The sequence below is a fragment of the Pseudomonas sp. BT-42-2 genome (assembly GCF_025847435.2).
GTDB lineage: Bacteria > Pseudomonadota > Gammaproteobacteria > Pseudomonadales > Pseudomonadaceae > Aquipseudomonas > Aquipseudomonas urmiensis.
Window position 1 is genome coordinate 96,856 of record NZ_JAOYTM010000012.1, and the last position, 12,572, is coordinate 109,427.

Here is a 12,572-nt window from a genome sequence, read left to right on the forward strand (position 1 = left end):
TTTTTCTGTCCGCCGGACCCGCGTGCAATCCACTTCTCAATCTGGACACCCCAAAGCCTTGATACGCCTGCTGAAGTTTTTCTGGTGGTCTTTCGTCGCAGTCATCTGTGCGCTCGTACTCGGTCTGAGCGGTGCGTTTCTGTATCTTAGCCCCAGCCTGCCTTCGGTCGAGTCGCTACGAAGCATCCAGTTGCAGATCCCCCTGAGGGTGTACAGCAGCGATGGCAAGCTGATTGCCGAGTTCGGCGAAATGCGGCGGTCTCCAATCCGTTTTGCGGAAATTCCCCCACAGTTCATTCAGGCGCTTCTGTCAGCCGAGGACGACAATTTCCTCAATCACTATGGTGTCGATCCAAGCAGTTTGATGCGCGCCGCGACCCAGTTGGTGAAGTCTGGTCATATCCAGACTGGCGGCAGCACCATTACCATGCAGGTGGCGAAGAACTTCTTCCTCACCAGCGAGCGCAGCTTCTCGCGCAAGACCAACGAAATTCTCCTGGCCCTGCAGATCGAACGTGAGCTGACCAAGGACGAGATCCTTGAGCTGTACGTCAACAAGATCTACCTGGGCAACCGCGCCTACGGCATCGACGCCGCCGCACAGGTCTACTACGGCAAATCGATCCGCGATGTCAGCCTGGCGCAGATGGCCATGATCGCCGGCTTGCCCAAGGCGCCGTCACGTTTCAACCCGCTGGCCAATCCGGTGCGCGCCAAGGAGCGCCGCGACTGGATCCTCGGCCGCATGTACAAGCTGGGCAAAATCGACGAAGCCAGCTATCAGGCCGCCTTGGCCGAGCCGCTCAACGCCAGCTATCACGTGCCGACCCCGGAAGTGAACGCGCCCTACATCGCCGAAATGGCCCGCGCCGAAATGGTTGGCCGCTATGGCAGCGATGCCTACACCGAAGGTTTCCGCGTCACCACCACGGTGCCGAGCGACATGCAGAACATGGCCAACAATGCCGTGCTCAATGGCTTGTCCGACTATGACGAGCGCCATGGCTACCGCGGGCCGGAATCGCGCTTCCCCGGCAAGACCCATGCAGCCTGGCTGCAAGAGCTGAGCAAGCAGCGTGCCCTCGGCGGCCTGGAGCCGGCCATCGTCACCCAGGTCGACAAGGCTGGGCTGAAGGTACTGACCCGCAACGGCGAAGAGCAGGATGTCGCCTGGGAGACCATGAAATGGGCCCGGCCGTATCTGAACAACAACGCCCAGGGCCGTGCACCGCAGTCGCCGGCAGACGTGGCCCAGATCGGTGACCTGATCCGCGTCCAGCGCCTGGAAGAAGGCAAGCTCAAGTTCAGCCAGGTGCCTGCCGCGCAGAGTGCCCTGGTCACCCTCGACCCTTATAACGGTGCTATCCGCGCCCTGGTCGGCGGCTTCTCGTTCGAGCAAAGCAACTACAACCGCGCCATGCAGGCCAAGCGCCAACCGGGATCGAGCTTCAAGCCGTTCGTTTATAGCGCGGCCCTGGACAACGGCTACACCGCCGCCAGCCTGGTCAACGACGCACCGATCGTGTTCGTCGACGAGTACCTGGACAAAGTCTGGCGACCGAAGAACGACACCAACACCTTCCTCGGCCCGATCCGCATGCGTGAGGCGCTGTACAAGTCGCGCAACCTGGTGTCGATCCGCCTGCTGCAAGCGATGGGCGTAGACCGCACTATCGATTACATCGCCAAGTTCGGTTTCAACAAGCAGGACCTGCCGCGCAACCTCTCGCTGGCGCTGGGCACCGCGACCCTGACACCCATGGAGATCGCTACCGGTTGGAGCACCTTTGCCAACGGCGGCTACAAGATCAACCCGTATCTGATCGAGCGTATCGAGAGCCGCAGCGGTGAAACCCTGTTCACCGCCAACCCGGCTCACGTGCCGCAAGGTGGTGGCGAAGACCAGGCCGGCATTGCCGCGCCAGAGCAGCCGATCAGCACCGTTGCCATGCCAGGTGAGGCACCGTCGGCCCTTGGCCAGGTCGCACCTGCCCCGCAGACACCGGTGATTGCCGAGCAGATCATCGATGGGCGCACCAGCTACATTCTCACCAGCATGCTTCAAGACGTGATCAAGCGCGGTACCGGGCGCCGCGCCTTGGCGCTGGGCCGTACTGACCTGGCAGGCAAGACCGGTACCACCAACGAGTCCAAGGACGCCTGGTTCTCTGGCTATAACGCTGATTACGTGACCACTGTGTGGGTCGGTTTCGACCAGCCGGAAACCCTGGGCCGGCGTGAGTACGGTGGTACGGCAGCGCTGCCGATCTGGATGAGCTTCATGGGCGCCGCCCTGAAGGACAAACCGAACCATCCACCTGCCGAACCTGAGGGTATTCTCAGTCTGCGGGTCGACCCGGTCAGCGGTCGTGCGGCTACGCCGAATACGCCCAATGCCTACTTCGAGCTATTCAAGGCTGAAGACTCGCCGCCGTCGGTGGATGAGCTGGGCAATGGTGCAGCGCCGGGCAGCCCGCTGCCAGCGGATGAAGCGGCGCCGATGGATTTGTTCTGATACCGGCCCAGTCTCTTCTTATCAAACGACGCGAGTATTTGGGGCTGCTTTGCAGCCCCAAAATCCCCACAAAAAAGCCCCGGCTCTCGCGAGCCGGGGCTTTTTCATGACGCTACGGACAATCAGCCGTTGAACACGTCATCCACGCTTTTCAGCGGGTAGTGCTGCGGGTACGGCAGGGTCGCCACGCCGCTTTCGATCGCGGCCTTGGCCACGGCATCGGATACCAGAGTGATCAGGCGTGGGTCCATTGGCTTCGGAATGATGTACTCACGACCGAATTCCAGGGCCTGAACGCCGTAGGCCTCGCACACTTCCTTCGGCACTGGCTGCTTGGCCAGGTCTTTGAGGGCGATTGCAGCGGCGATCTTCATCTCTTCGTTGATGCGCTTGGCGCGAACGTCCAGGGCACCACGGAAGATGAACGGGAAGCCCAGTACGTTGTTGACCTGGTTCGGGTAGTCGGAACGACCGGTAGCCATGATCACGTCATTACGCGTGGCGTGGGCCAGCTCAGGCTTGATCTCTGGATCCGGGTTCGAGCAAGCGAACACGATCGGGTTGGCAGCCATCGACTTCAGGCCTTCAGGGCTCAGCAGGTTCGGGCCGGACAGGCCAACGAACACGTCTGCGCCTTGCAGGGCGTCGGCCAGGGTGCGCTTGTCGGTAGCGTGGGCGAACTGGGCCTTGTACTGGTTCAGGTCGTCGCGGCCAGCATGAATCACGCCGGTACGGTCGATCATGAAGATGTTCTCGACCTTGGCACCCATGCTGACCAGCAGCTTCATGCAGGAGATAGCGGCAGCACCGGCGCCGAGGCAGACGATCTTCGCCTCTTCGAGGGTTTTACCAGCGATTTCCAGGGCGTTGATCATGCCGGCCGCGGTGACGATGGCGGTGCCATGCTGGTCATCGTGGAAGACCGGGATGTCGCACTGCTCGATCAGGGTACGTTCGATTTCAAAGCACTCAGGCGCCTTGATGTCTTCGAGGTTGATGCCGCCGAAGGTGATCGAGATGCGGCGTACGGTGTCGATGAACGCTTGCGGGCTTTCCGACTCGACTTCGATGTCGAATACATCGATACCTGCGAAACGCTTGAACAGCACGCCCTTGCCTTCCATGACCGGTTTGGAGGCCAGTGGGCCGAGGTCACCCAGGCCAAGAATGGCGGTACCGTCGGAAATCACTGCGACCAGGTTGCCCTTGCCGGTGTACTTGTAGGCCAGCTCTGGATCACGACCGATCTCGCGCACAGGTTCGGCGACGCCCGGGCTGTAGGCCAGGGACAGGTCACGCGCGGTGGCGGTCGGTTTGGTGAGCTCGACGCTCAGTTTCCCCGGACGAGGCTGAGCATGGTATTCGAGAGCGGCGGTTTTCAGGTCTGACATGGTGGGCAATTCCGCTATTTACTGTTCTGACGGACCGCCGAGGATACGCAAAGAGCCGGGGGGCGACAAGACTGCCCGGTCACTTGTGTCAAGGCCCTTGGCCTACGACTTTACGCTATAACCCACGGGGCATGCGGGCTTCAGTGTGTACAATCCAATATCGAAATGTCTACAATTTTTTAGTCAGGAGCGCGCTCCAGCATGCTCGGGTCGGTCAGCGGCAAAACCCAGCGCCGCTGCCCAGGCTGCAATCCACCCTTGCGGGAACGATCCAGCACCCAGCCGCGGGCTTCGACCTGGTGCCCTTTGAGGTTATCGAAGAAGCTAGAGGGGAAGTTGCGTAGCAGACGAGCGGGTACTTGCAGCACCAGAGCATCGTCGAGTTCCAACCAGACTCCACCACGATTGCGCTGGATACCTTGAATTTTGCCGCCGATAACCGCAAAGCCCGATTGCTGGATATCGCGGTCGCGCTGCACCGGTGATTGCCGCCAAAGTCCTGCACGGACGGCTCGGGCAGCCTGTTCGGCATCCTGCTGGCAGCCGGCAAGGCTGACATTAGGCGCCACTGCAACGCGGTAGCCGAGCCCCTCACTGAGCAGCGCAGCCTCGAAATTGTCACCACGCTTGCCGTAGATGTGGGCCAGGGTCCGCCCATATTTGTCTTTGGCTTCCACCCCGGGGACCAAGCCCACCTGGCCATCGCTGGCTTTCACCAAGGCCTGGAGACGCCGCTTGGCCGCCTCGGCATAGGGCTCGCTGGTGCGCCCCTTGCGGCCGATCTCGGGGGCGTTGATGCCAATCAGGCGCACGCTGCGCCCATCGTTCAGGCGCAACGTATCGCCATCCACCACCTGGCGAACGATCACCTGCTGGGGCTGCTCAGGCAGCGGACAAAAGGCCAGAGCCGGCAGTTGCCAGATCGCGCCCACAAAAAAAGCGCCCACAAGGGGCGCCTTTTTTTGCAGCAGCGCGAAACCCGAAGGATTCGCCATGCGCATAATTACTTCTTGGTACCGAACATACCGAAGCGATCGGCGAACTTCTGTACGCGACCACCGGTGTCCAGGACTTTCTGCTTACCAGTGTAGAACGGGTGGCACTGGGAGCACACGTCGATCGCCAGCGGCTTGGCCAGGGTCGAACGGGTTTCGAATTTGCTGCCGCAGCTGCAGGTGACTGCAACTACTTCGTAGTTCGGATGAATATCTGCTTTCATGGTCACTTCCTCGAGCTGCGTGCCGCCACCCAACACCTATTGTTGAATACCGCACGTAATTAGGCGGCGAATAATACCAGAGCTCAGCCTCAGCGCAAGTTGTCGCTTGCACCGACTGTCGTCTGCTAGGCTCGGCGCATTCCGTACCCGTCCCCAAATGCCCTTCAGAGACCTTCTGCGTGTCCGACGTCATCCTGCGCCTCGCCCTGCCCTCGCCCCTGCGTCGCCTGTTCGACTACCGGGCCACGGCCGCGATGGCGCGTCTGCCACTGACGCCGGGGATGCGCTTTCGGGTGCCATTTGGCCGGCGCGAGATGATCGGCGTGCTGGTGGAGGTGTGCGACAAGAGCGAAGTGCCCGCCGACAAACTCAAGCCCGCCAGCGCCCTGCTCGACCCAGTCTCACCGCTGCCGCCAGCGCTGTTCAAGCTGTGCCTGTGGACTGCCCAGTACTATCAGCACAGCCTGGGCGACACCTTGAGCTGGGCCTTGCCGGTGCTGCTGCGCCAGGGCGAGCCGGCCGAGATACGCCAGGAGCGCTTCTGGCAGGTGACCCCGGGTGCCCGCCTGGAAGATCCGCGCATCGCCCGCGCACCGCGCCAGCGTGATGCCCTCAAGACCTTGTCGCAGCACCCGCACGGCGTGGCTCATAGCCTGTTGAGCAAGCTGGGGCTGAACAAAGACAGCCTCGACCTGCTCCTGGCCAAGGAGCTGGTCCAGCTCGAAGTACGCCGACACCTGCCGGCCGCGCGCCATGAACACTGGCTGGCCCAGCCTGAACTGCCGCTCAACGAAGAGCAGCTGGCCGCATTCGAAGCCGTGCGTTCCGGCTTCGGCAGTTTCCACGCATTCCTCCTCGCTGGAGTTACCGGCAGCGGCAAGACCGAGGTCTACCTGCAACTGATCCGCGAAACCCTGGAGGCCGGCAAGCAGGCGCTGATCCTGATCCCGGAGATCAACCTCGGCCCGCAAACCCTGGCGCGCTTCGAGCAGCGCTTCAACGCGCGCATCGCGCTGCTGCACTCGGCGGTCAACGACCGCGAGCGCCTGGATGCCTGGCTGGCGGCCCGCGACGGCGAGGCCGATATCATCATCGGCACCCGCTCGGCGTTGTTCACGCCGATGAAAAACCCTGGCCTGATCATCATCGACGAAGAGCATGACGGCTCGTATAAACAGCAAGAAGGCCTGCGCTATCACGCCCGCGACCTGGCGCTGGTACGCGCACACCAGGAAAACATCCCGATCTTGCTCGGCTCCGCCACGCCGTCGCTGGAAAGCCTGCACAACGCCCATACCGGGCGCTATGGCCTGCTGCGCATGAATCAACGCGCCGGCGGCGCCCGGCAGCCACGCTTCATGCGCCTGGACGTGCGCAGCCGGCCGCTGGACAGCGGCATCAGCGGCCCCTTGCAGCAGGCCATCGGCCAGACCCTGCAAGCCGGGCAGCAGGTGCTGGTATTTCTCAACCGCCGTGGCTTCGCCCCGACCCTGTTGTGCCACGACTGCGGCTGGCTGTCCGAATGCCCGCGCTGCGATGCGCGAATGACCGTGCACCAGCGCTCAAACGTGCTGCGCTGCCACCACTGCGGTTACGACGAACGGCTGCCGCTGCAGTGCCCCAAGTGCGCGCATGTCGACCTGCGGCCGGTAGGCGCTGGCACCGAGCGCGCAGAAGAGCGGTTGAAAATTCTGTTCCCGGACTACCCGGTGCTGCGCGTCGACCGCGACAGCACCTCGCGCAAGGACGCCATGCACAACCTGTTCACCACCATTCAACGTGGCCAGCCGAGCATCCTGGTCGGCACCCAGATGCTGGCCAAGGGACACCACTTCCCTCGGGTGACCCTGGTGGCCATTCTCGATGCTGACGGCGGGCTGTTCTCGGGTGATTTTCGCGCCAGCGAACGCATGGCTCAGCTGATCGTCCAAGTCGCGGGCCGCGCCGGTCGCGCCGAAGAGCCCGGCAAGGTGATCATCCAGACCCACCTGGCCGAGCATCCCTTGCTGGTGCAACTGACCGAGCAAGGCTACTTCGCCTTCGCCGAGCAAGCGCTGAGCGAGCGCCGCGCTGCCGGCCTGCCGCCGTTTGCCCACCTCGCCTTGCTGCGCGCCGAAGCGCACAAGCCAGGCCAGGCCGAAGGCTTCCTTGATGAGGCGTGCAGTGCTGCCGAGCGCATCGTGGCCGAACAAGGCCTGCAAGGCATCGAACTGCTCGGCCCGGTGCCAGCCCCGATGGAGCGACGAGCGGGGCGTTTTCGCGCGCAACTATTGCTCCAGGCCAATGCCCGGGCGCCCTTGCATCGACTGATCAGTGCCTGGTTGCTAGTGTTGGAGCAGATGCCAGCAGGGCGCCAGGTACGCTGGTCGCTAGACGTGGATCCAGTCGATCTCTATTGACGCCGTGGGAGCGGGCTTGCCCCGCGATTACCAAGCATCGTTCACCACCGCCATCGCGGGTCAAGCCCGCTCCCGCACGGCACCCGCTCAGCCGGACATGCCCTGAAAGGTTGGCAACCGCGGCCCAGCCACGGATAATGCTCAGTTTTTCCACCTGCGCATCGAAGCGCCCCGCCGCGCTTGCGGTCGAAAAGAGAATCTCATGAAAGACACCATTCGCCAGCTGATCCAGCAAGCCCTCACCCAACTCGTCACCGACGGTGTGCTGCCTGAAGGGCTGACGCCGGCGATCCAGGTGGAAAACGCCCGTGACAAGACCCACGGCGACTTCGCCAGCAACATCGCCATGATGCTGGCCAAGCCAGCCGGCATGAAGCCGCGCGACCTGGCCGAAAAACTGATCGCCGCGCTGCCTGCCAGCGCCGACATCAGCAAGGTCGAGATCGCCGGCCCCGGCTTCCTCAACTTCTTCCAGAACACCGACGCCCTGGCCAATCGCCTCGACGCCGCCCTGGCCGACGCTCATCTGGGCGTGCGCAAGGCCGGTCCGGCCGAGAAAGTCGTCATCGACCTGTCGGCGCCAAACCTTGCCAAAGAGATGCACGTTGGCCACCTGCGCTCGACCATCATTGGCGACAGCGTTGCCCGCGTGCTGGAGTTCCTCGGTGACAAAGTCATCCGCCAGAACCATGTTGGCGACTGGGGCACTCAGTTCGGCATGCTAATGGCCTACCTGCAAGAAAATCCGATCACCAGCGACGAGCTGTCGGACCTGGAGAATTTCTACCGCGCGGCGAAAAAGCGCTTCGACGAGTCTGAAGAGTTCGCCACCCGCGCCCGTGGCCTGGTGGTCAAGTTGCAGGCTGGCGACGCGGAATGCCTGGCCTTGTGGACGCGCTTCAAAGACATCTCGCTGTCGCACTGCCAGAAGACCTACGAGCTGCTCAACGTCAAACTGACCATGGCCGACGTGATGGGCGAGAGTGCCTATAACGACGACCTGGCCAACGTCGTCGCCGACCTCAAGGCCAAGGGCCTGCTGGTCGAGAGCCAAGGCGCCCAGTGCGTATTCCTCGACGAATTCAAGAACGCCGAAGGCGAACCGCTGCCAGTGATCGTGCAAAAGGCCGACGGCGGCTACCTGTACGCCACCACCGACCTGGCGGCTGTGCGCTATCGCAGCAATACCCTGAAAGCCGATCGCGCCCTGTACTTCGTCGACCAGCGCCAGGCCCTGCACTTCAACCAAGTGTTCGAAGTGGCCCGTCGTGCCGGCTTCGTCGGCCACCCGATGCAAATGGAACACATGGGCTTCGGCACCATGAACGGCGCCGATGGCCGTCCGTTCAAGACCCGTGATGGCGGCACCGTCAAGCTGATCGACCTGCTCACCGAAGCCAAGGAGCGTGCCTACGCCCTGGTCAAGGACAAGAACCCGAGCCTGGCCGAAGACGAGCTGCGCCATATCGCTGAAGTGGTTGGCATCGGTGCAGTCAAGTACGCCGACCTGTCCAAGCACCGCACCAGCGACTACAGCTTCAACTTCGAACTGATGCTCAACTTCGAAGGCAATACCGCGCCTTACCTGCTGTACGCCTACACCCGTGTGGCGGGCGTGTTCCGCAAACTGGGCAAGGGCTACGACGAAGTCGACGGCCACATCGTATTGCAGGCCGCTCATGAGCAGGACCTCGCGGCGCGCCTGGCGCAGTTCGGCGAAGTGCTCAACAACGTGGCTGAAAAAGGCACTCCACACGTGCTGTGCAGCTATCTGTACGACATCGCCGGGTTGTTCTCCAGCTTCTACGAGAACTGCCCAATCCTCTCCGCCGAAACTGCCGAACAGCAGCAAAGCCGCCTGCGCCTGGCTGCGCTGACCGGTCGTACGCTCAAGCAAGGCCTGGAGCTGCTCGGCCTGGAAACCCTGGAGCGTATGTAAGTTGGCTGCCAAGAAAAAACCCGCACCCAAGCGCGGCGCCAGCCGCCAACAGGCGCCGGCCAAACAGCCGATCCCAGGCTGGGTTTGGTTGGCGGTCGGCCTTACCGTGGGCGCGTTCATCGTCTTCCTGATGAAGCTCGAGCCCGGCGGCGATGACATCAAGCGCGCCAAGCCTGAACAGCAGAAACCGGCCAAAGTCGCCGAAACGGCGAAAAACACCGCCCCGACGCCACAGCAGCCGGTCAAGCCGAAGTACGACTTCTATACCCTGCTGCCAGAGTCGGAAGTGATCGTGCCGCCTGAAGCGGTGCCGGAGAAAACGCCCCCCGTGCCTGCCCAACCGGTCACCCCCGTGACGCCGGCGGAAGCGGCCAAGATCGATACCGCTCGCGCCCAGGCGGCGCTGCTGGGGCAAACTCCACCACCGCCACCACCGGTGATCAAGCCGGCAGCGACCACCCTGTTCTTCCTCCAGGCCGGCTCGTTCCGCAAGCAGGCCGATGCCGACAAGGTCCGCGCACAGATCATCCTGCTCGGCCAGGCGGTGAAGGTGGAGTCGGGGACGGTCAAGGAAGAGACCTGGTACCGGGTCCTGGTCGGCCCGTTCAGCAACCGCGAACAGCTGACCGTGGCGCAGAAGCAGTTGGCCGGCGCAGGCTTCAGCAACCTGCTCTTGCAACAGCGACAGACCCGCCAGTAATGAAAAAGGCCTTGCCGCTCCCGTGCGACAAGGCCTTTTTTCTTAAGCTCTACCAGCGTTGACTTCGGAAACCTGCCGGTTCAGCGTCCAGAAGTCGTAGAGCACACCCAGCAGGAACAACCCGCCGGTGAAGAAGTAAATGATCGCGCTGATCCACTTGCCCTGGTACAGCCGGTGCGCGCCGAAGATGCCGAGGAAGGTCAACAGGATCCAGGCCAGGTTGTAGTCCACCCGCCCGGCCTGAAAGCGCATATCGGCCTCACGATCCATCGACGGGATCAGGAACAGATCAATCAGCCAGCCAATCCCCAGCAGCCCCAAGGTGAAGAACCAGATGGTCCCGGTAATCGGCTTGCCGTAATAGAACCGGTGCGAACCGGTGAAGCCGAAAATCCACAGCAAATAGCCAAGGACCTTGCTGTGGGTGTCGTGAAACGGCACCCCTTGTTGATAGCTGTTCATTCTTAGCCCTCGTGGCTTAGCCAAAAATTTTCCAAGAAAAAATGTGACTTTTTCGTGTGAAGTCGACGTGTGGCAGCCTGCCAGTCGACCAACGGATCATTTTTTGAGCAAAAAGCTGTTATAAAGTTGCGCGCCAATACCTAATTCAAACATATCAAGAGCTTCAACTATGCCGCCTTTGTTCAAGACATGGCTGACCCTCTGCCTATTATTGCCGCTGGCCGCCCACGCCACCAACCGTGAGCAACGTCTTCCCAACGGCTTCACTGGCTATACCACCAACGCCACCGTGAAGCGCGCCCCGGTCAAGCATGCCAACACCCTGCATGCTCGCCCAAGCAATGCCGCCAAGGCTCGTGACGGCTTGCCTGCCGTCGCCATGTCGGCCAAGCAAAGCAGCGATGTACTCAGCCGCGCCGTCAATGTCCTCGGTACCCCGTATCGTTGGGGCGGCAGCAGCCCAAGTAAAGGCTTCGACTGCAGCGGGCTGGTCAAATATGCCTTCAACGACGTGGCTGACGTCGACCTGCCGCGCACCTCCAATGCCATGGCCAAAGGCCACGGGGTCAAGGTGGCACGCAGCGATCTCAAGCCTGGCGACCTGATCTTCTTCAACATCAAGAGCCGCCGGGTCAATCACGTTGCCATCTACCTGGGCAACGACCGCTTCATTCATGCACCGCGCCGTGGCAAGCGAGTGAGCATCGATCAACTGAGCAAGCCGTATTGGCAGAAGCACTATGTAGTGGCCAAACGAGTGCTGCCTAAAGACCAGCAGCTGAGCCTGGCCAAACGCTGATCATTTTCACCTTATCGCGGGGCAAGCCCGTTCCCACAGAGCCTGAGGGCGCCTCATATCCTGTGGGAGCGGGCTTGCCCGCGAAGAGGCCAGTGATGCCCCTACTCAAGCTCAATCACTCCCTGAGCACGCAAACACTGCAAGGCCGCTTCCATCGTCTGCATCCCCGCCGCCCCACCCGCCTGCATCACTGAATACAGCTGCGCCATGCGCCCCTCGCGAATCAGGTTACGCACCGCAGCAGTGGCCACTAGCACTTCCCTGGCCGCCACCCGCCCGCCACCAACGCGCTTGACCAGCACCTGCGCCACCACCATACGCAGCGACTCGGCGAGCATGGCCCGTACCAGCGGCTTTTCCTCGGCAGCGAACACCTCTACCAACCGGTCGATGCTATTGACCGCGGAACGCGTATGCACGGTTGCCAGCACTAAATGCCCCGTCTGCGCAGCCCGCAACGCCAGGCGGATGGACTCAAGATCACGCAGCTCGCCGATCATGATTACATCAGGGTCCTGGCGCAGGGCACTGCGCAGCGCCTGGGCAAAGTCGCGGCTATCGCGGCCAATCTCACGCTGGGTAAGCAGGCTGCGCTGGCCGCTGTGGATAACTTCGACGGGATCTTCAAGGGTGATGATGTGCAACGAGCGCTCGCGATTGAGCCAATCGACCAGCGCGGCGAGGGTGCTCGACTTGCCACTGCCAGTCGGCCCAGCCACCAGCACCAGTCCGTCGGTGCAATGCGCAATAGGTTGAAACACATCAGCCAAACCCAGTTCATCCAGCGTCGGCACGCCACTGGGTATCAGCCGGAAACTGGCTGCCAAGCCATTGCGCTGGCGAAACAGATGCACGCGCAGGCGACCCAGCTGGGGCAGGCTCAACGCCAGGTCGAGTTCATCGCCCGCCAGCCATTGGCGCCGCTGCTCCTGCTCCAGCCAAGGGGCCAGGCCCTCCTCCAACTGGCCGGCCTGCAACGGCGGTAGCTGCATGCGCTGCAATTGCCCATCCAGGCGCAGCATCGGTATCTCGCCCACGGCCAGGTGCAAGTCGGATGCCCTTGCAGCTGCGGCGTGGGCCAACAGGTCAGTCACGTCCATGAGACTCCCCAAAGGCCTTCAAGCAGGTAGAATGCCGCAGACCCCTGA

10 protein-coding genes are annotated in these 12,572 nt (G+C 62.3%); 5 read left to right on the forward strand and 5 right to left on the reverse strand.

Annotation, left to right across the window (positions count from 1 at the left end):
* The first annotated feature begins 58 nt into the window (after positions 1-58).
* On the forward strand, positions 59-2,515 hold the full coding sequence (locus OIU19_RS15120) for a penicillin-binding protein 1A (RefSeq protein ID WP_264235678.1): 2,457 nt from the start codon (positions 59-61) through the stop codon (positions 2,513-2,515).
* Positions 2,516-2,637: 122 nt separating this feature from the next.
* On the opposite strand, the gene OIU19_RS15125 is transcribed toward OIU19_RS15120, so the two are convergent.
* From OIU19_RS15125 to rpmE, 3 genes are all read right to left on the reverse strand, one after another.
* Complete coding sequence (locus tag OIU19_RS15125) at positions 2,638-3,906, reverse strand: malic enzyme-like NAD(P)-binding protein (RefSeq protein WP_186556568.1); 1,269 nt, start codon at positions 3,904-3,906, stop codon at positions 2,638-2,640.
* Positions 3,907-4,085: 179 nt separating this feature from the next.
* Complete coding sequence (locus OIU19_RS15130; protein WP_264235679.1) at positions 4,086-4,907, reverse strand: thermonuclease family protein; 822 nt, start codon at positions 4,905-4,907, stop codon at positions 4,086-4,088.
* 2 nt (positions 4,908-4,909) lie between these two features.
* A complete protein-coding gene (gene rpmE / locus OIU19_RS15135; protein WP_029614303.1) occupies positions 4,910-5,125 on the reverse strand; it encodes a 50S ribosomal protein L31 in 216 nt (71 codons plus the stop codon).
* A 179-nt stretch (positions 5,126-5,304) separates the two neighbouring features.
* Between rpmE and OIU19_RS15140 the strand changes: the two genes are divergently transcribed.
* From OIU19_RS15140 to OIU19_RS15150, 3 genes are all read left to right on the forward strand, one after another.
* Entirely contained in the window at positions 5,305-7,524 is a 2,220-nt protein-coding gene (locus OIU19_RS15140) for a primosomal protein N' (RefSeq protein ID WP_186556566.1), read from the forward strand.
* A 202-nt stretch (positions 7,525-7,726) separates the two neighbouring features.
* Positions 7,727-9,463, forward strand: a complete 1,737-nt coding sequence (argS, locus tag OIU19_RS15145; RefSeq protein WP_264235681.1) for an arginine--tRNA ligase — start codon at positions 7,727-7,729, stop codon at positions 9,461-9,463.
* Between the two features lies 1 nt (position 9,464).
* Positions 9,465-10,163: an SPOR domain-containing protein gene (locus tag OIU19_RS15150; RefSeq protein ID WP_186556564.1), complete on the forward strand. Its 699-nt coding sequence runs from the start codon at positions 9,465-9,467 to the stop codon at positions 10,161-10,163.
* A gap of 42 nt (positions 10,164-10,205) precedes the next feature.
* Here the strand turns inward: OIU19_RS15150 and OIU19_RS15155 are convergent, their stop codons facing one another.
* Positions 10,206-10,625 carry a TM2 domain-containing protein gene (locus OIU19_RS15155; RefSeq protein ID WP_264235682.1) on the reverse strand — a complete coding sequence of 140 codons (420 nt, stop codon included), beginning with the start codon at positions 10,623-10,625 and terminating at the stop codon, positions 10,206-10,208.
* A 169-nt stretch (positions 10,626-10,794) separates the two neighbouring features.
* On the opposite strand from OIU19_RS15155, the gene OIU19_RS15160 reads away from it, so the two are divergent.
* Positions 10,795-11,424, forward strand: a complete 630-nt coding sequence (locus OIU19_RS15160; RefSeq protein WP_264235684.1) for a C40 family peptidase — start codon at positions 10,795-10,797, stop codon at positions 11,422-11,424.
* Between the two features lie 101 nt (positions 11,425-11,525).
* Here OIU19_RS15160 and OIU19_RS15165 read toward each other — a convergent pair whose 3' ends face one another.
* Positions 11,526-12,524, reverse strand: coding sequence for a type IV pilus twitching motility protein PilT (locus OIU19_RS15165; protein WP_264235685.1), 999 nt, complete (start codon positions 12,522-12,524; stop codon positions 11,526-11,528).
* Positions 12,525-12,572 lie beyond the last annotated feature (48 nt).

What these genes read in the sequence shown, in the direction of transcription:
- OIU19_RS15125 (WP_186556568.1), bottom strand. Translation starts at nt 3,906, where the DNA reads ATGTCAGACCTGAAAACCGCCGCTCTCGAATACCATGCTCAGCCTCGT.
- OIU19_RS15130 (WP_264235679.1), bottom strand. Translation starts at nt 4,907, where the DNA reads ATGCGCATGGCGAATCCTTCGGGTTTCGCGCTGCTGCAAAAAAAGGCG.
- rpmE (WP_029614303.1), bottom strand. Translation starts at nt 5,125, where the DNA reads ATGAAAGCAGATATTCATCCGAACTACGAAGTAGTTGCAGTCACCTGC.
- argS (WP_264235681.1), top strand. Translation starts at nt 7,727, where the DNA reads ATGAAAGACACCATTCGCCAGCTGATCCAGCAAGCCCTCACCCAACTC.
- OIU19_RS15155 (WP_264235682.1), bottom strand. Translation starts at nt 10,625, where the DNA reads ATGAACAGCTATCAACAAGGGGTGCCGTTTCACGACACCCACAGCAAG.
- OIU19_RS15160 (WP_264235684.1), top strand. Translation starts at nt 10,795, where the DNA reads ATGCCGCCTTTGTTCAAGACATGGCTGACCCTCTGCCTATTATTGCCG.
- OIU19_RS15165 (WP_264235685.1), bottom strand. Translation starts at nt 12,524, where the DNA reads ATGGACGTGACTGACCTGTTGGCCCACGCCGCAGCTGCAAGGGCATCC.